The sequence below is a fragment of the Pseudomonas sp. B7(2017) genome (assembly GCF_002112745.1).
In the GTDB taxonomy this organism is placed as follows: Bacteria; Pseudomonadota; Gammaproteobacteria; order Pseudomonadales; family Pseudomonadaceae; genus Aquipseudomonas; species Aquipseudomonas ekonensis.
Genome location: NZ_NEIP01000012.1, coordinates 38,265 through 57,265, shown reverse-complemented (window position 1 = coordinate 57,265; position 19,001 = coordinate 38,265). Strand labels below are relative to the sequence as shown.

Annotated in this window: 12 protein-coding genes; 1 reads left to right on the top strand and 11 read right to left on the bottom strand. The window is 64.7% G+C overall.

Annotation, left to right across the window (positions count from 1 at the left end; translation table 11 throughout):
• Nucleotides 1–224: 224 nt before the first annotated feature.
• The 10 genes from CAG29_RS20565 to CAG29_RS20515 all read right to left on the bottom strand — a co-directional run bounded on the left by CAG29_RS20565 (nucleotide 225) and on the right by CAG29_RS20515 (nucleotide 14,725).
• The gene (locus CAG29_RS20565) at nucleotides 225–1,643 is read right to left on the bottom strand and encodes an FAD-dependent oxidoreductase (RefSeq protein ID WP_085585409.1); all 1,419 of its coding nucleotides are present in this window, start codon (nucleotides 1,641–1,643) and stop codon (nucleotides 225–227) included.
• Between the two features lie 31 nt (nucleotides 1,644–1,674).
• Nucleotides 1,675–6,120, bottom strand: a complete 4,446-nt coding sequence (gltB, locus tag CAG29_RS20560; RefSeq protein ID WP_085631053.1) for a glutamate synthase large subunit — start codon at nucleotides 6,118–6,120, stop codon at nucleotides 1,675–1,677.
• Between the two features lie 350 nt (nucleotides 6,121–6,470).
• Nucleotides 6,471–8,078: an AAA family ATPase gene (locus CAG29_RS20550; protein WP_085585413.1), complete on the bottom strand. Its 1,608-nt coding sequence runs from the start codon at nucleotides 8,076–8,078 to the stop codon at nucleotides 6,471–6,473.
• A 10-nt stretch (nucleotides 8,079–8,088) separates the two neighbouring features.
• The gene (aroB, locus tag CAG29_RS20545; protein ID WP_085695054.1) at nucleotides 8,089–9,189 is read right to left on the bottom strand and encodes a 3-dehydroquinate synthase; all 1,101 of its coding nucleotides are present in this window, start codon (nucleotides 9,187–9,189) and stop codon (nucleotides 8,089–8,091) included.
• Between the two features lie 131 nt (nucleotides 9,190–9,320).
• The gene (aroK, locus tag CAG29_RS20540; protein WP_085585417.1) at nucleotides 9,321–9,839 is read right to left on the bottom strand and encodes a shikimate kinase AroK; all 519 of its coding nucleotides are present in this window, start codon (nucleotides 9,837–9,839) and stop codon (nucleotides 9,321–9,323) included.
• A gap of 4 nt (nucleotides 9,840–9,843) precedes the next feature.
• The gene (gene pilQ / locus CAG29_RS20535) at nucleotides 9,844–11,922 is read right to left on the bottom strand and encodes a type IV pilus secretin PilQ (RefSeq protein ID WP_085585419.1); all 2,079 of its coding nucleotides are present in this window, start codon (nucleotides 11,920–11,922) and stop codon (nucleotides 9,844–9,846) included.
• A gap of 13 nt (nucleotides 11,923–11,935) precedes the next feature.
• Nucleotides 11,936–12,460 carry a pilus assembly protein PilP gene (locus CAG29_RS20530; RefSeq protein WP_085585421.1) on the bottom strand — a complete coding sequence of 175 codons (525 nt, stop codon included), beginning with the start codon at nucleotides 12,458–12,460 and terminating at the stop codon, nucleotides 11,936–11,938.
• Nucleotides 12,457–13,098 carry a type 4a pilus biogenesis protein PilO gene (gene pilO, locus CAG29_RS20525; protein ID WP_085585423.1) on the bottom strand — a complete coding sequence of 214 codons (642 nt, stop codon included), beginning with the start codon at nucleotides 13,096–13,098 and terminating at the stop codon, nucleotides 12,457–12,459. Before pilO ends, CAG29_RS20530 begins: the two co-directional genes overlap by 4 nt.
• Nucleotides 13,095–13,661 (bottom strand): PilN domain-containing protein, encoded by a 567-nt coding sequence (locus tag CAG29_RS20520; protein ID WP_085585425.1) that lies wholly within the window; start codon nucleotides 13,659–13,661, stop codon nucleotides 13,095–13,097. The genes pilO and CAG29_RS20520 overlap by 4 nt, the downstream gene beginning before the upstream one ends.
• Nucleotides 13,661–14,725 carry a pilus assembly protein PilM gene (locus tag CAG29_RS20515; RefSeq protein WP_085695053.1) on the bottom strand — a complete coding sequence of 355 codons (1,065 nt, stop codon included), beginning with the start codon at nucleotides 14,723–14,725 and terminating at the stop codon, nucleotides 13,661–13,663. Before CAG29_RS20515 ends, CAG29_RS20520 begins: the two co-directional genes overlap by 1 nt.
• A gap of 219 nt (nucleotides 14,726–14,944) precedes the next feature.
• Between CAG29_RS20515 and CAG29_RS20510 the strand changes: the two genes are divergently transcribed.
• Nucleotides 14,945–17,383, top strand: coding sequence for a penicillin-binding protein 1A (locus tag CAG29_RS20510; protein ID WP_371916645.1), 2,439 nt, complete (start codon nucleotides 14,945–14,947; stop codon nucleotides 17,381–17,383).
• A gap of 174 nt (nucleotides 17,384–17,557) precedes the next feature.
• Here CAG29_RS20510 and CAG29_RS20505 read toward each other — a convergent pair whose 3' ends face one another.
• Nucleotides 17,558–18,826 carry a malic enzyme-like NAD(P)-binding protein gene (locus tag CAG29_RS20505; protein ID WP_085585431.1) on the bottom strand — a complete coding sequence of 423 codons (1,269 nt, stop codon included), beginning with the start codon at nucleotides 18,824–18,826 and terminating at the stop codon, nucleotides 17,558–17,560.
• Nucleotides 18,827–19,001: the final 175 nt, after the last annotated feature.

The following is a 19,001-nucleotide window of genomic DNA, read 5'->3' as shown; positions in this document are numbered from 1 at the left end:
AAAGTGCGGGCATTTTCTCAGAGCGCGACGCAAAAGGCACGGATGCAGGTCAGCCTTTTGTCTATCGGGTCAATTTGTCGCAATGAATGCGCAGGTTTCGGCAACACCGAGAAACAACTGTAGGAGCGAGCCTGCTCGCGATGGCGGCGGATCAGCCACTGTGCAGTGACTGAAATACCTTCATCGCGAGCAGGCTCGCTCCTACAGGGTTTTGTGCCGCCCGGTCAGACACCCAGGTAGTCGAGGATCCCTTCCGCCGCATTGCGGCCTTCGAAGATCGCCGTCACCACCAGGTCAGAACCGCGCACCATGTCGCCGCCGGCGAAGATCTTCGGGTTGCTGGTCTGGTGCTTGTACTGGCCCTTCTCCGGAGCCACGACGCGGCCCTGGCTGTCGGTCTGGATGCTGAACTGCTCGAACCACGGCGCCGGGCTCGGGCGGAAACCGAAAGCGATGACCACGGCGTCGGCCGGGATGATCTCTTCGGAGCCCGGGATCGGCTCAGGGCTGCGGCGGCCGCGGGCGTCCGGTTCACCGAGACGGGTCTCGACCACCTTCACGCCTTCGACCTTGTCTTCGCCGACGATGGCGATCGGCTGGCGGTTGTAGAGGAACTTCACGCCTTCTTCCTTGGCGTTCTTCACCTCTTTGCGCGAGCCGGGCATGTTCGCTTCGTCACGGCGGTAGGCGCAGGTCACCGATTTGGCGCCCTGGCGGATGGAGGTGCGGTTGCAGTCCATCGCCGTGTCGCCGCCGCCGAGCACCACGACCTTCTTGCCTTTCATGTCGACGAAGTCTTCCGGCGACTTCTCGAAGCCCAGGTTGCGGTTGACGTTGGCGATCAGGAAATCCAGCGCGTCATAGACGCCCGGCAGATCCTCGCCGGCGAAGCCGCCCTTCATGTAGGTGTAGGTGCCCATGCCCATGAACACCGCATCGTATTCGGCGAGCAGTTGCTCCATGGTCACGTCCTTGCCCACCTCAGTGTTGAGGCGGAACTCGATGCCCATGCCGGTGAAGACTTCGCGCCGGTTGCTCAGCACGGTCTTCTCCAGCTTGAACTCGGGGATGCCGAAGGTCAGCAGACCGCCGATTTCCGGGTTCTTGTCGAACACCACCGGGGTCACGCCGCCGCGCACCAGCACGTCGGCACAACCCAGGCCCGCCGGGCCCGCGCCGATGATCGCGACGCGCTTGCCGGTCGGCTTGACCCTGGACATGTCCGGACGCCAGCCCATGGCGAACGCGGTGTCGGTGATGTACTTCTCGACCGAACCGATGGTCACCGCGCCGAAGCCGTCGTTGAGGGTGCAGGCACCCTCGCACAGACGGTCCTGCGGGCACACCCGGCCGCAGACTTCCGGCAGGGTGTTGGTCTGGTGCGAGAGTTCGGCGGCCTGGAGGATGTTGCCCTCGGCCACCAGCTTCAACCAGTTGGGAATGAAGTTGTGCACCGGGCACTTCCATTCGCAGTACGGGTTGCCGCAACCCAGGCAGCGGTGGGCCTGGTCGGCCGACTGCTGGGGTTTGAACGGTTCGTAGATCTCGACGAACTCTTTCTTGCGCTGACGCAACAGTTTCTTCTTCGGATCCTTGCGCCCGACATCGATGAACTGGAAGTCGTTATTCAGACGTTCAGCCATTGTTAAAACCTCATCAAACTCTTCAGGCGCATCACTGCGGGTTGGCACGGGTGCTGGAAAGCAACGATTTCAGGTTGGCGGCCTTCGGCTTGACCAACCAGAAACGGCGCAGGTAATCGTCGAGGTTCTCGGCGAGTTCACGACCCCACTCGCTGTCGGTTTCCGCGACGTACTCGTTCAGCACGTTCTGCAGGTGGCTGCGATAGGCCTCCATCGCCTCGCCGCTGATCCGCTGGATCTCCACCAGTTCGTGGTTGACCCGGTCAACGAAGGTGTTGTCCTGGTCGAGCACGTAGGCGAATCCGCCGGTCATGCCGGAGCCGAAGTTGTAGCCGGTCTTGCCCAGGACGCAGACAAAGCCGCCGGTCATGTATTCGCAGCAGTGATCGCCGGTGCCTTCCACGACCGTGTGGGCGCCGGAGTTGCGCACGGCGAAACGCTCGCCTGCGGTGCCGGCGGCGAACAGCTTGCCGCCGGTGGCGCCGTACAGGCAGGTGTTGCCGATGATGGCGCTGTTCTGAGTCTGATAGGCGCTGCCCTTGGGCGGCACGATGGTCAGCTTGCCGCCGGTCATGCCTTTGCCGACGTAGTCGTTGGCGTCGCCTTCCAGGTGCATGTTCAGGCCGCCGGCGTTCCACACGCCGAAGCTCTGGCCCGCCGTGCCCTTGAAGCGGAAGGTGATCGGCGCCTTGGCCATCCCTTGGTTGCCGTGCTTGCGCGCGATTTCGCCGGAGACCCGCGCACCAATCGAACGGTCGCAGTTGCAGATGTCCAGGCTGAATTCGGCGCCGCTGAGGTCGTTGATCGCCGCGGTCGCCATCTCGACCATTTTCTCGGCCAGCAGGCCCTGGTCGAACGGCGGGTTGCGTTCCACGCCGCAGAACTGAGGCTTGTCCGCCGGCACGTGGTCGCTGCCCAGCAGCGGCGTCAGGTCCAGGTGGTGCTGCTTCTCGGTCTGGCCTTCGAGCACTTCCAGCAGGTCGGTGCGGCCGATCAGCTCTTCGAGCGAGCGCACGCCGAGCTTGGCCAGCCACTCGCGGGTCTCTTCGGCGACGTAGGTGAAGAAGTTCACCACCATGTCGACGGTGCCGATGTAGTGATCCTTGCGCAGCTTCTCGTTCTGGGTCGCCACGCCGGTGGCGCAGTTGTTCAGGTGGCAGATGCGCAGGTACTTGCAGCCCAGGGCGATCATCGGCGCGGTGCCGAAGCCGAAGCTTTCGGCGCCGAGGATCGCGGCCTTGATCACGTCGAGGCCGGTCTTCAGGCCGCCGTCGGTCTGCACCCGCACCTTGCCGCGCAGGTCGTTGCCGCGCAGGGTCTGGTGGGTTTCGGCCAGGCCGAGCTCCCACGGCGCGCCGGCGTACTTGATCGAGGTCAGCGGGGAAGCGCCGGTGCCGCCGTCGTAGCCGGAGATGGTGATCAGGTCGGCATAGGCCTTGGCCACGCCGGCGGCGATGGTGCCGACGCCCGCTTCAGCCACCAGCTTCACCGAGACCAGCGCCTGGGGGTTGACCTGCTTCAGGTCGAAGATCAGTTGCGACAGGTCTTCGATCGAATAGATGTCGTGGTGCGGCGGCGGCGAAATCAGGGTCACGCCCGGCACCGCATAGCGCAGCTTGGCGATCAGGCCGTTGACCTTGCCGCCCGGCAGTTGACCGCCCTCGCCCGGCTTGGCGCCCTGGGCGACCTTGATCTGCAGCACTTCGGCGTTGACCAGGTACTCGGGAGTCACGCCGAAACGGCCGGTCGCGACCTGCTTGATCTTCGAGCTCTTGAGGGTGCCGTAACGCGCCGGATCCTCACCGCCTTCGCCAGAGTTGGAACGCGCGCCGAGGCGGTTCATGGCTTCGGCCAGGGCCTCGTGGGCCTCGGGCGACAGGGCGCCGAGGGAGATGCCGGCGGAGTCGAAGCGCTTGAGCACCGATTCCAGCGGCTCGATCTCACTGAGATCCAGCGGCTTGTCGAGGGTCTTGACCTTGAGCAGGTCGCGGATCATCGACACCGGACGGTTGTCCACCAGCGCGGTGTATTCCTTGAACTTGGCGTAGTCGCCCTGCTGCACGGCGGCCTGCAGGGTGTTGACCACGTCCGGGTTGTACGCGTGGTATTCGCCGCCGTGGACGAACTTCAGCAGGCCGCCCTGCTGGATCGGCTTGCGCGGGCTCCAGGCTTCGGTCGCCAAGGCCTTCTGCTCGGCTTCGATGTCGACGAAACGCGCGCCCTTGATGCGGCTCGGCACGCCGCGGAAGCTCAGGTTGCACACTTCCTCCGACAGGCCGATGGCTTCGAACAGCTGGGCGCCGCGGTACGAGGCGATGGTCGAGATGCCCATCTTCGACAGGATCTTGAGCAGGCCCTTGGTGATGCCTTTGCGGTAGTTCTTGAACACCTCGTAGAGGTCGCCCAGCACTTCGCCGGTGCGGATCAGGTCGCCCAGCACCTCATAGGCCAGGAACGGGTAGACCGCCGACGCGCCGAAGCCGATCAGCACCGCGAAGTGATGCGGGTCGCGGGCGGTGGCGGTCTCGACGAGGATGTTGGAATCGCAGCGCAGGCCCTTTTCGGTCAGGCGGTGGTGCACCGCGCCGGTGGCCAGCGAAGCGTGGATCGGCAGTTTGCCCGGCGCGATGTGGCGGTCGCTCAGGACAATCTGGGTACGGCCGGCGCGCACGGCCTCTTCGGCCTGGTCGGCGACATTGCGGATCGCCGCTTCGAGGCCGACGCTTTCGTCGTAGTTCAGGTCGATGATGTGCCGCTCGAACCCCGGACGGTCGAGGTTCATCAGCGAACGCCACTTGGCCGGCGAAATGACCGGCGAGCTGAGGATCACGCGGGAGGCGTGCTCCGGCGATTCCTGGAAGATGTTGCGCTCGGCGCCGAGGCAGATCTCCAGCGACATCACGATCGCTTCGCGCAGCGGGTCGATCGGCGGGTTGGTCACCTGGGCGAACTGCTGACGGAAATAGTCGTACGGCGTGCGCACGCGCTGGGACAGCACGGCCATCGGCGTGTCGTCGCCCATCGAGCCGACGGCTTCGTAGCCTTGCTCGCCGAGCGGACGCAGCACCTGGTCGCGCTCCTCGAACGTGACCTGGTACATCTTCATGTACTGCTTGAGCTGGTCGACGTCGTAGAAGGCCGAACCGTGGTCGTTGTCTTCCATGGTCGCCTGGATGCGCAGGGCGTTCTTGCGCAGCCATTGCTTGTACGGATGGCGGGACTTGAGACGGTTGTCGATGGCGTCGGTGTCGAGGATCTGCCCGGTTTCGGTGTCCACGGCGAAGATCTGGCCAGGGCCGACGCGGCCCTTGGCGAGCACGTCCTCAGGCTGGTAGTTCCAGACGCCGATCTCCGACGCCAGGGTGATGAAACCGTTCTTGGTGGTGACCCAGCGCGCCGGGCGCAGACCGTTGCGGTCGAGCAGGCAGACCGCGTAGCGGCCGTCGGTCATCACCACGCCCGCAGGGCCATCCCACGGTTCCATGTGCATCGAGTTGTACTCGTAGAACGCACGCAGGTCAGGATCCATGGTCTCGACGTTCTGCCAGGCCGGCGGAATGATCATCCGCACGCCGCGGAACAGGTCGATGCCGCCGGTGACCATCAGTTCGAGCATGTTGTCCATGCTCGAGGAGTCGGAACCGACGCGGTTGACCAGCGGGCCGAGCTCTTCCAGGTCCATCAAATCGTTGGTGAACTTGGTGCGGCGGGCCTGGGCCCAGTTGCGGTTGCCGGTGATGGTGTTGATCTCGCCGTTGTGGGCGAGGAAGCGGAACGGCTGGGCCAGCGGCCACTTCGGCAGGGTGTTGGTGGAAAAGCGCTGGTGGAACACGCAGATCGCGGTCTGCAGGCGCTGGTCACCCAGGTCCGGATAGAACGCGGCCAGGTCGGCCGGCATCATCAGGCCTTTATAGATGATGGTCTTGTGGGAAAAGCTGCAGATGTAGTGGTCGGTGTCGGCGGCGTTGGCCACGGACGAGCGACGGCGGGCGCTGAACAGCTTGACCGCCATGTCCTGGTCGCTCAGGCCTTCGCCGCCGATGAACACCTGCTCGATCTGCGGCAGGCGCTCCAGGGCCAGGCGGCCGAGGACGCTGGTGTCGATCGGCACCTTGCGCCAGCCGATCAGCTGCAGGCCTTCGGCGAGGATCTCGCGGTTCATGTTTTCGCGAGCGGCTTCGGCCTTGGCCGGATCCTGATTGAAGAAGACCATGCCCACGGCGTATTGCTTGGGCAGTTCGACGCTGAAGGCTTCCTGGGCGATGGCGCGCAGGAACGCATCAGGCTTTTGAATCAGCAGACCGCAACCGTCACCGGTCTTGCCGTCCGCGTTGATCCCACCGCGGTGGGTCATGCAGGTCAGGGCCTCAATGGCCGTTTGCAAAAGGGTATGACTGGGCTCGCCCTGCATGTGGGCTATCAGGCCGAAGCCGCAGTTATCCTTGAATTCATCTGGTTGGTACAGACCTGCTTTCATAGACACTTTCTCACCAGGCTGCCTCTTTTCGAGGCAAATTTCTTTTCAATTCAACCACTTGCATCTCGCGCCGAACGTACGCCGGCTTTGCGGGGGCAAAAGGGTGGTCATTGTACACAGCGACACAGAGGCTCACAAATTTGACGACGAAATGTCGCAAATTCATGTCGCGTTTGTGAAATGTTTAAAGCGATCTGCTGTGCTAGTCAAAACTTTTTTAATTCTGACCGCAACGACTCAAAGACTACTGTGACGCAGACACCACAAGGCACGCGACCTTGGAAGGAAGCGCGCACTCGTGGAGATTTTGAGGTGCCGGGAGAGGCGGCCTGGGTAAGGCCGCCGAATCTTCAGCGAGTTGTAGCCAGTTCCTGTTGGACGCTGGCGACAGTGCGAGGCCAAGGTTTACCAGCCTGAACCTTCGCTGGCAAGGCCTTGATGGCAGAAACGGCCGCATCACGGTTGGCGAAGCTGCCATAGGTGATCACGTAGAGAGGCTTGCCGTTGAGGACTTTCTTGAAATAGCGGTACTCGCCGCCCTGCTCCTTGACGAAGCTTTGCGCGGTCGCTTCGGAGCTGGTGCCGAGGATCTGCACCACGTAGTTGCCCGGCGCCTGGCCGGCGTACCAGCTGCCGCCGGCAGCCTTGGCGACCGGCTTCTCGGCGGGCTTCTCGGCCGGTTTGGCGGCCGCCACAGGCTTGGCCGGCGCCGGGGCCGGTTTGGCCGCTGGCGCGACAGGAGCAGGCTTGGCGACGGCGACTTGGGTCGGGGCCGGCGCAGGCTTCGCCGCCGGCACGGGCACAGGCACCGGAACCGGGGTCGGCGCAGGACCGGCCGGCACACCTGCCGGCGGCGCGGTGGTGGTCACGGTCGGCGGCGTGGCGCTGGAGCCCTCGACCGGCACACCGTCGTCGCCTTCGGTGATGCCGCCGGCCGCTTCGGCCAGCGGGCCGCGCATCACCGGCTGCGAGTTGCCGACCAACGGCAACGGCATCGGCTGGGTGTTGCCGTTGAACTCGACGGACGGAGCACCGCCCTGACCGCCCTGGCCCAGCGGCAGTTGGGCCTGTTCGTTGGCCGGTGCCCCGGCGGTCGGCGCCTTGCTGCGGCCCGGCATCAGCCAGGCAGCCGCGACCGCGACCACGACCACGGCGGAAATCGCCAATACGTGTTTCTTCGGCATGTTGAACCCCATACTTGGACGCTTGACCGCAGTGCGGCTGGCGATCATGGCTTCGATCATCGCATCGCGGGCGACCTGGTTGATGTTGCCCGGCCAGCCCTCGGAGCTTTCGTGAATATCAGAGATCTGATCTGCGGTGAAAAGTTCGATGCCGCGGCCTGCGCCTTCGAGCCGCTGGTCGAGGTACTCGCGGGTTTCCTCTTCCGTGTACGGCTGCAGCTCGATCACATGGAAGCGCTCTTCCTCAAGCTGCAGCGCGTCGAGCTGGGCGATCAGCGACGACTCGCCGAACAGGAACACGTGCGGACGGCCCTCCGGCGCCCCGGCGCCCAAGGCCATCAGGGCCTCGAGGGCCGACTCGTCGAGCTGCTCGGCATCGTCCACCAGCAGGTAGACTTCCTGACCGGTCAGCGCCAACTGCACCACCTGGGCGAGGATCGCGTTGACGTCGGCCTGGACCACGTCCAGCGCCTGGGCCACCTGGCGCAGCACACCGGCCGCGTCGCCGGCGCCACGGGCCGAGACGACGACGCTCTGCACCGACTGCTTGTTGGTGCTGGCCACCAGCGCCTGGCGCAACAGGGTCTTGCCGCTGCCCTGAGGGCCGGTGACCACCAGCAGCAACTGGCTGTAGCGCGCCAGATGATGGAGCTGGCCCAGCACTGGCTTGCGCTGGGCGGGGAAGAATTTGAAGCCCGGCACCCTTGGCGCGAACGGGTCGTGACTTAACTGGAAATGGCCGAGGAACGCCTCGTCGGCATGCAAACTGGTCATCGGAATCCTATCAACCTTTAAGCTGAGCCAGGGCGCGGTAGTCCGCTCCCAGCGTGGCCTGTAGAACCTCTTTCGGATAATCGTCGGTCACCACCGCTTCGCCCATCCGGCGCAGCAGCACCAGGCGCAAGCGACCGTCGATCACTTTCTTGTCAATTACCATGTGTTCGAGGAAATCGGCCTCGGTCATCTCTTCGGGCGGCACCACCGGCAGGCCGGCGCGCTGGAACAGGCGGATGCCGCGGTCACGCTCCCGGGCGCTGATCCAGCCCAGGCGCGCGGACATGTCCAGGGCCATGACCGTACCGGCGGCGACCGCCTCGCCATGCAACCAGACACCATAGCCCATGTGGGTCTCGATGGCGTGGCCGAAGGTATGGCCGAGGTTGAGGGTGGCGCGAACGCCGGACTCCCGCTCGTCGGCGCCGACCACGGCGGCCTTGGCCGCGCAGGAACGCTCGATGGCGTAGGTCAGCGCCTGCGGGTCGAGGTTGCGCAGCTTGTCGACGTTGTCTTCGAGCCAGGTCAGGAACGGCTCGTCGCAGATCAGCCCGTACTTGATGACTTCCGCCAGACCGGCGGACAGCTCGCGCGCCGGCAAGGTCTTGAGCGAGGCGGTGTCGATCAGCACCACGTTCGGCTGATAGAACGCGCCGACCATGTTCTTGCCCAGCGGATGGTTGATCCCGGTCTTGCCGCCCACCGACGAATCGACCTGGGACAGTAGCGTGGTGGGGATCTGGATGAAGTCGACGCCGCGCTGGTAGCAGGCGGCCGCAAAACCGGCCATGTCGCCGATGACGCCGCCGCCCAGGGCGATCACGGTGGTGCGGCGGTCGTGCCGGGCGGTCAGCAGGCCGTCGAAGATCAGTTGCAGGGTTTCCCAGTTCTTGTGCGCCTCGCCGTCTGGCAGCACCACCGAGATCACCGAGTACGGCGCCAGAGTGCGGGTCAGACGCTCAAGATAGAGCGGCGCCACGGTCTCGTTGGAGACGATCGCCACTTGCCGCCCATGGATGTGCGGAGCCAACAGTTCAGGCCGGTCCAACAAACCTTCGCCAATATGAATCGGGTAGCTGCGCTCGCCCAGATCGACCTTGAGTGTCTGCATGTGTCCCCACAGTGAAGATGGCTGAATTATCGGATGTCCGCGGTCTTAGCCGGTATGACGTCGCCCGCACGCCATCCGCCACACCCCCGGGCATGACGGGACGCCGAGGATAGCGCATTTCGGGCGGCGCTTTAACGGGGCGGAAGCTGCTGCAGACGGTCGAGGATGTCGAGCACCACCAGGCGCGGTGGCCGCTCGTCGGTTTCCACCACCAGATCGGCGATCTCCCGGTACAGCGGGTCACGGATCGCCAGTAGGTCGCGCAGGGTCTTTTCCGGATCGGCGGTGCGCAGCAACGGCCGGTTGCGGTCGCGTGACGTGCGCCCGACCTGCTGCTCGACGGAGGCGTGCAGGTACACCACCCGCCCGCCCTCGTGCAGGGCCTTGCGGTTGGCGTCGCGCATCACCGCGCCCCCGCCGGTGGCCAGCACCACGCCGTCGAACGCGCACAGCTCGGCGATCATCGCCTGCTCGCGGTCACGAAAGCCGGGCTCGCCTTCCTTGTCGAAGATCCACGGGATATTGGCGCCCGTGCGCAGTTCAATTTCCTTGTCGGAATCTTTGAACGGCAGGCGCAGCTCTTTGGCCAGCAACCGGCCGATGGTGCTTTTTCCAGCGCCCATCGGGCCTACAAGAATCAAATTTCGCACAGAATCAACGACTCACAGCAATCGCCTGGTTATTCATGATACGCGGAGTGAGGAAGACCAGCAGCTCGGATTTTTTCTCCGAGACCACATCACGCCGGAAAAGGCGGCCAAGATACGGCACATCGCCAAGAAATGGCACCTTATCTACGACCTTGCTTTGAGTATTTGAGAAAACGCCCCCGATCACGATGGTTTCGCCGTCGTTCACCAGCACCTTGGCGTTGACCTCGTTTTTCTTGATCGGCGGCACATCCTGCACCTTGTTCAGGTAGTCCGGTTCGTCCTTGGTGACCTTGACCTCCATGATGATGCGGTTGTCCGGGGTGATCTGTGGCGTCACCTCCAGCGACAGCGAAGCCTCCTTGAACGACACCGAGGTGGCGCCGCTGGAGCTGGCTTCCTGGTAGGGGATTTCGGTGCCCTTGAGGATCTTGGCGGTTTCCTTGTCGGAGGTGACCACCTTCGGCTGGGAGACGATTTCCCCGTTGCCGGTCTTCTCCATGGCAGTCAGTTCGAGATCGAGCAGCACGTTGTCGGTGATGAAGGCGATGCCGATCCCCGAGGTGTTGCCGGTGGTGCCCATGTCGACGAACGGCGTGTTGGTGCTGGTGCTGCCCGGCGTGCCGATGGTGGTGGACGCGCCGTTGGTCACGCCGGAGGTGTTCCAGTTGCCCTTGTTGCGGATCGATCCGCCCCAGCGCACGCCCAGGCTCTTGTCGTAATCGACGTTGGCCTCGACGATCCGCGCCTCGATCATCACCTGGCGCACCGGGATGTCCAGTTGCGCCACGATCCGCCGCAGCTCGTCGAGGCGATCCTGGGTCTGGTAGGCAATGATGTTGTTGGTGCGTTCATCGACGGTGATCGACCCGCGTTCGTCGACTTTCGCCTCGGCGCTGGTCACCGACTGGAACAGCTTGGCGATGTCCGCCGCCTTGGCGTAGTTGACCTGCAGCAGCTCGCGGCGCAGCGGCGCCAGTTCGGCGATCTGCTTCTGCGACTCGAGTTCCTGCCGCTCGCGGGCGGCGATCTCATCGGCCGGCGCCACCAGCAGCACGTTGCCGATCTTGCGCTTGTCCAGCCCCTTGGTCTTGAGCACCAGGTCCAGGGCCTGATCCCACGGCACGTTCTGCAGACGCAAAGTGATCCCGCCCTGCACCGTGTCGCTGGCCACCAGGTTGAGGTTGGTGAAGTCGGCGATCAGCTGCAGCACCGAGCGCACGTCGATGTCCTGGAAATTCAGCGAAAGCTTCTCGCCGCTGTAGCTGTTGCGGTCGGCGTTGCGCTTTTGCAGGTCATCGACCGTCATCGGCCGGATGCTGACGGTGAGCTTGTTGTCGGTCTGGTAGGTCGAGTACTCGTAGGTGCCGACGGGCTCGACGGTCACGGTCGCCCGGTCGCCGCTGACGCTGGAGCTGACGAACTGCACCGGCGTGGCGAAGTCCTTGACGTCGAGGCGCACCCGCAGCGGTTCGGGCAGTTGGGTGCGGGTGAAGTTGAGGACGATCTTGCCGTCGCGTTCCTGGATGTCCGGGGCGATGGCCGGGTCGGACAGGTCGATGACCACATTGCCCTCGCCCGCCGTGCCACGCTGGAAGTCCACGCCCCGGATGGCCCTGGCCGTCGGGGCGTAAGCCTTGGCCGGCGCGGCGGCCGGCACGGGGCGCGATGTGGCCGCCGCCGTGCGGGGCGCAGCCTTGCGGGCGCCCTGGCCGACCACGACGAACAGCGTGTTGCCTTCGACCCGGGTGTCGTAGGGCACCAGCTGGGTCAGGTTGATGATCATCCGCGTCCGGTCCTTGGCCTCGACCACCGTGGCCGAGCGGGCATTGCCGCTGCCCAGGTCACGGGTCTTGTTCGCCAGCTGGCTGGAGACGCCCGGCAGGTCGAGGGCGATCCGTGCCGGCGAATCGGTGGTGTAGCCCTTGGGCTGCGGCGGCGGGCCGTCGAAGGACAGCTTCAGCTCGACCCGGTCACCCGGCAGCGCCGCCACGTCCAGGGCCTTGAGGGTGGCCGCATCGACCATCGGCGACAGCAGCGCTATCCATAGCGAAAGACCGAAGGTTGCGAAAATCCTGTTCATTGTTCGTCTTCCACTATGAGTGCTCTTTCAAAGGAATGGTGCGCGGCCGCTCCAGCCAGGCGCCCTCGCCGTCGGGAACGATTTCGACCACATCGACCTGGGAGGCGCTGATGGCGACGATGCGACCGTCGTTGCGCCCCAGGTAGTCGCCGACCTTCAGCCGGTGCACCCCGCCCGCCCCGCGCAGCAGCGCGAAGGCGCCGGAGGCGTTGGAAATCGTGCCGACCATCTCGAACTGCTCGATGTTGAAACCTTCGAGGTACTGCTTGACCCGGTTGGGGTCGGGCCGAACATTGCGCGAGCCGTGCCGCTGCCCCGCCAGGTCGACCCGCACCTGGCGGGAGAACGGGCTGCGCAGGTTCGCTGCGCTGTAGGTGAAGGTCGGATAGGCATGGAAGACCGGCGTGGGCTCGATCTTGCCGGGCGGGCGCTGGCGGATCTCGTTCATGTACGCGTCGAGGTCGCTGAAGTCGCCGCCCCCGCAGCCACCCAGCCCCAGCGCCAGGGCAAGCGCAATGAAACACCGGATCGGGCTCATGGCGTCGGCCCCTTGTCTTGCGGCTGTCCCTTGTCGTTGTAGCGGTAGGTCTTGGCCAGGATGCTCATGCGCAGCTTCGAGCCGCCTTCGGGGTTGGCCGGCGCGAGTTCGAAATCGTGCAGGGTGACGATCCGGGGCAACCCGGCCACGCCGCTGACGAATGTCGCCAGGTCGTGATAGCCGCCGGTGACGGTGATCTGGATCGGCAGCTCGATGTAGAACTGCTGGACCACCTCCGGCAGCAGCTTGATCTCTTCGAACTCGAGCCCGCTGCCGAGCCCCGTCCGGGTGATGTCCTCCAGCAGGCCCGGCACCTCGGTGTCGCTGGGCAACTGACGCAGCAGCACGCCGAACGAGTTTTCCATCTCCTTCATCTGCCGGGTGTAGAGCTCGAGGTTGGCCGCCATGTGCGCCTTGGTCGCGAACTGCTCCTTCAGCGTGGCCTCTTCCTCGCGCTTGAGCTCGAGCTGGTTCTCCAGGTCGCTGATGAAGAAGTTGTAGCCAAGCGCCAGCACCAGCACCATCAGCAACGCGCCGGCCAGCCCCTTCACCGCGGTCGGCCAGGAGCCGATGTTGCCGGTGTCCAGGTCGTTGAAGTCGATGCTGCGCAGGCTGCCCAGCCATTCGGACGGCTTCATTGGACATCCTCCGCCAGCTTGGGCCGGGTCTGGCGAACGGTCAGCTGAAAGGTGTTGGCCTGATCCAGCTGCCCGGCGGTGGTCGCCTTCACTTCGTTGAGGACCGGCGCATCGAACCAGTCGGAGGCGTCGAGGTTGCGCATCAGGTCGGAGACGCGGTTGTTCGACTCCGCCGCACCGCTGATCGACAAGGTCTTGCCGACCATCTTCACGTCGGTGAAGTACACCCCGTCAGGCAGGGTGCGGGCGAGCTGGTCGAAGATCCGCCCGCTGACCTGCCGGTTGCCCTGCAGATCCTGGATGATGCGCATGCGCTCCACCAGTTGCTGGCGACGGGCCTTGAGTTCGCTGATCTGTTTGATCCGCTCGTCGACCGAGGCGATCTGCTTGCCGATGTAGTCGTTGCGCGACGTTTGCCGCTCGATGGCCGCGCCGATGATCTGGTCGGCGATCAGCACCGCGCCCACCGACCCCACCAGCACGCCGGTCAACGCCAGCAGGAAACGCTTGCGCCGCTCTTCGCGGCGCTCCTCGCGCCAGGGCAGAAGGTTGATCCGCGCCATCAGTCGAAACTCCTGAGCGCCAGCCCGCAGGCGATCATCAGGGCCGGCGCATCGCTGGCCAGCGCCCCGGCGTTGACCTTGCCGCTCAACGCCATGTCGGAAAACGGGTTGGCGACCTGGGTCGGCGTGCCCAGGCGCTGTTCGATCAGGCTGTCGAGCCCCGGCACCGATGCCGTGCCCCCGGCCAGCAGGATATGGTCGACCGCGTTGTACTGGCCGGACGCGAAGAAGAACTGCAGCGAACGCGACACCTGCTGCACCAGCGCCTCGCGGAACGGCTGGAGCACTTCGCCGACATAGTCGTCCGGCAGGCCGCCCTGTTTCTTCGCCAGCCCCGCCTGCTCGAAGGTCAGGCCATAGCGGCGCTGGATCTCCTCGGTGAGCTGGCGCCCGCCGAACAGTTGCTCGCGGGTGTAGATGATCCGGCCGTTGTGCAGGACGCTCAGGGTGGTCATGGTCGCACCGATGTCGACCACGGCGACCGTCAGGCGCTCCTGGGATTGCGCCAGCTGGGTCGCGAGCAGGCCGAACGAGCGCTCCAGGGCATAGGCCTCGACATCCACCACCCGCGCCGTGAGCCCGGCCAAGGCCAGGGCCGCTTCGCGGACTTCGACGTTCTCCTTGCGGCAGGCCGCCAGCAGCACGTTGACCCGCTCGGCATTGCGCGGCGACACGTCCTGCACCTCGAAATCGATGGCGACTTCGTCCAGCGGATAGGGAATGTACTGGTCGGCCTCGATCCGGAGCTGGTTCTCCATCTCGTCGTCGGACAGGCCGGCGTCCATCTCGATGACCTTGGTGATCACCGCCGATCCGGCCACCGCCACCGCCACGCCCTTGAGCCCCGTGCGCGCCTTGGCCAGCACCCTGGACAGGGCATGGCCGACGCCTTCGAGTTCGGCGATGTTCTTTTCGACCACGGCGTTCGCCGGCAACGGCTCCACCGCGTAGGCCTCGACCCGGTAGCGCTCGCCCTGGCGGCTCAGCTCCAGCAGCTTCACCGACGTGGAGCTGATGTCGATCCCCAGCAGCGTGTTGGTCTTTTTGTTGAAGAGTCCTGGCACTGCCCAATCCCTATGACTATCCGTGACTTACGGACTCCGTTATGCGCCTTGCGTTCCCTCGCCCCGTCTTGACAGAAGCGCAAATGACGCCCCCAGCGGAAAAGTGCTTATAATGCCCAGCGATTTTTTCCGCTTTTACCGCCAGCGCGGGCCCTTCGTGCATGTCGCCGCAAGCCCGTCGCCAATTTCATTCTTTGCCCTGGATGTCCAAGAGCCTTGATTCGTCTGCTGAAATTTTTCGGTTGGTCCATCGTCGCCGTTTTCTGCGGACTGCTTTTAGGTCTCAGCGGCGCGTTCCTTTACCTTAGTCCGGGTTTGCCATCTGTGGAGGCGCTGAGAAGCATTCAGTTGCAGATTCCGCTCCGGGTGTACAGCAGCGACAACAAGTTGATCGCAGAATTTGGCGAAATGCGCCGCACGCCGATCCGTTTCGCCGACATTCCCCCCAATTTCATCAATGCGTTACTAAGTGCTGAAGACGACAACTTCGCCAACCACTACGGCGTCGATCCGAGCAGCCTGATGCGCGCCGCGACCCAACTGCTCAAGAGCGGCCATATCCAGTCCGGCGGCAGCACCATCACCATGCAGGTGGCGAAGAACTTCTTCCTGACCAGCGAACGCAGCTTCTCGCGCAAGACCACCGAAATCCTCCTGGCCCTGCAGATCGAACGGCAGCTGACCAAGGACGAGATCCTTGAGCTGTACGTGAACAAGATCTATCTGGGCAACCGCGCCTACGGCATCGAGGCCGCGGCGCAGGTGTACTACGGCAAGTCGATCCGCGAGGTCAGCCTGGCGCAGATGGCGATGATCGCCGGCCTGCCCAAGGCCCCGTCGCGCTTCAACCCGCTGGCCAACCCGGCGCGCAGCAAGGAGCGCCGCGACTGGATCCTGGGGCGCATGTACAAGCTGGGCAAGATCACCGAGGCGGACTACACCGCCGCCGTCAACGAGCCGCTGAACGCCAGCTACCACGTGCCGACCCCGGAAGTGAACGCCCCGTACATCGCCGAAATGGCCCGGGCGGAAATGGTCGGTCGCTACGGCAGCGACGCTTACACCGAAGGCTTCCGCGTCACCACCACGGTGCCGAGCAACCTGCAGGAAATGGCCAACAACGCCTTGCATGAAGGCCTGATGACCTACGACCAGCGCCACGGCTACCGCGGCCCCGAATCGCGCCTGCCCGGCAAGACCCGCGAGGCCTGGGCCAACGAGCTGACCAAGCAGCGCACCATCAGCAGCCTGGAGCCGGCCATCGTCACCCAGGTCGACAAGAACGGCCTGCAGGTGCTCACCCGCACCGGCGAAGAACACGTCGCCTGGGACACCATGAAGTGGGCCCGGCCGTTCCTCAACACCAACAGCATGGGCGCCGCCCCGCGCCAGCCATCGGACGTGGCGCAGGTGGGCGACCTGGTGCGCGTGCAGCGCCAGGCGAACAACTCGCTCAAGTTCAGCCAGATTCCTCAGGCCCAGGGCGCGCTGGTGTCGCTGGATCCGCAGAACGGCGCGATCCGCTCGCTGGTCGGCGGCTTCGCCTTCGAGCAGAGCAATTACAACCGCGCCATGCAGGCCAAGCGCCAGCCGGGTTCGAGTTTCAAGCCGTTCGTCTACAGCGCCGCGCTGGACAACGGCTACACCGCCGCCAGCCTGGTCAACGACGCGCCGATCGTGTTCGTCGACGAATACCTGGACAAGGTCTGGCGTCCGAAGAACGACACCAACACATTCCTCGGCCCGATCCGCCTGCGCGAAGCGCTGTACAAGTCGCGTAACCTGGTGTCGATCCGCCTGCTGCAGGCGATGGGCGTCGGCAAGACCATCGACTACATCACCCGCTTCGGCTTCAACAAGCAGGACCTGCCACCGAACCTGTCCCTGGCGCTGGGCACCGCGACCCTGACCCCGATGGAGATCGCCACCGGCTGGAGCACCTTCGCCAACGGCGGCTACAAGGTCACGCCGTACATCATCGACAAGATCGAAAGCCGCAACGGCGACACCCTGTTCGTCGCCAACCCGCCGACGGTGCCCCAGGGCACGGCGGCGACCGACGGCATCGCCGCCCCGGCCACTCCAGCGTTCACCGTCAACGCGACACCGGGCGAAGCCCCCGGCAGCACCGTGGCCCCGCAGACGCCGGCGGTGGCCGAGCGGATCGTCGACGGCCGCACCACCTACATCCTCAACAGCATGCTGCAGGACGTGATCAAGCTCGGCACCGGCCGCCGTGCGCTGGCCATGGGCCGCAGCGACATCGCCGGCAAGACCGGCACCACCAACGAATCGAAGGACGCCTGGTTCTCCGGCTACAACGCCGATTACGTGACCACGGTCTGGACCGGTTTCGACCAACCAGAAAGCCTCGGCCGCCGGGAGTTCGGCGGCACCGTGGCGCTGCCGATCTGGATGAACTACATGTCCGCCGCCCTCAAGGACAAGCCGCCGCATGTCCAGGCGGAGCCGGAAGGCATCCTCAGTCTGCGGGTGGATCCGGTCAGCGGCCGCGCCGCCTCGCCGAGCACGCCGGGCGCGTACTTCGAGCTGTTCAAGGCCGAAGACACACCGCCGTCGGTCAACGAGATCGGCAATGGCGCCGTGCCGGGCAGTCCGCTGCCGGCGGACGAACAGGCGCCGATCGATCTGTTCTGATCCTCGGTGCCGCAAAAAGCCCCGCCTTCGAGAGAAGCGCGGGGCTTTTTCATGCCTGTGCCTTTTGCGTCGCCTGAGTTCGCGAAGAAGCCCTCAACGGCGCCGCAGAACCCTCGGCCACAAAAAAGCCCCGGCTCACAGAGCCGGGGCTTTCGGTTGAAGCGCTACGACGGCTTAGCCGTTGAACACGTCATCCACGCTTTTCAGCGGGTAGTTCTTCGGATACGGCAGGGTCGCCACACCGGTCTCGATGGCGGCCTTGGCCACCGCGTCGGAAACGACGGTGATCAGGCGGGCGTCCATCGGCTTCGGAATGATGTACTCACGGCCGAACTCCAGCGCGTCGACGCCGTAGGCGGCGCAGACTTCCTTCGGCACCGGCAGCTTGGCCAGGTCCTTCAGGGCGTTGGCGGCGGCGATCTTCATTTCTTCGTTGATGCGCTTGGCGCGAACGTCCAGGGCACCGCGGAAGATGAACGGGAAGCCCAGCACGTTGTTGACCTGGTTCGGGTAGTCCGAACGGCCGGTGGCCATGATCACGTCGTTGCGGGTGGCGTGGGCCAGTTCCGGGGCGATTTCCGGATCCGGGTTGGAGCAGGCGAACACGATCGGGTTGGCCGCCATGCGCTTGAGCTGCTCGGCAGTCAGCAGGTTCGGGCCGGACAGGCCGACGAACACGTCCGCGCCTTCGATGGCGTCGTCCAGGGTGCGCTTGTCGGTAGCGTGGGCGAACACGGCCTTGTACTGGTTCAGGTCGTCACGGCCGGCGTGGATCACACCGGTGCGGTCGATCATGTAGATGTTCTCGACCTTGGCGCCCATGCTCACCAGCAGCTTCATGCAGGAGATGGCGGCGGCGCCGGCGCCCAGGCAGACGATCTTGGCGTCGGCCAGGGTCTTGCCGGCGATTTCCAGGGCGTTGATCATGCCGGCGGCGGTCACGATGGCGGTGCCGTGCTGGTCATCGTGGAACACCGGGATGTCGCACTGTTCGATCAGGGCGCGCTCGATCTCGAAGCACTCGGGTGCCTTGATGTCTTCCAGGTTGATGCCGCCGAAGGTGATGGAGATGCGCTTGACGGTGTCGATGAAGGCTTGCGGGCTTTCCGAGTCGACTTCGATGTCGAACACGTCGATGCCGGCGAAGCGCTTGAACAGCACGCCCTTGCCTTCCATCACAGGCTTGGAGGCCAGCGGGCCGAGGTTGCCCAGGCCGAGAATCGCGGTGCCATCGGAAATGACTGCAACCAGGTTGCCCTTGCCGGTGTACTTGTAGGCCAGTTCAGGATCGCGGGCGATCTCGCGTACCGGCTCGGCTACGCCGGGGCTGTAGGCCAGCGACAGGTCGCGGGCGGTGGCGGTGGCCTTGGTGAGCTCGACACTCAGCTTCCCTGGACGAGGATTGGCGTGATATTCGAGAGCGGCAGTTTTCAGATCAGACATTTTGGCATTCCGCTTTTTACTGTTGGACAGACTGGTCAGCGAGGATACGCGCCTCGCAAAGTCCTCACAAGACTGGCCGGTCACCCCTGTCAAGCGCGCTGTCCTACGACTTTGGGCCAAGAGCCACGGCCCGCAAGGGCTGGACTGTTCACAATCACCGGCCAAAATGTCTACA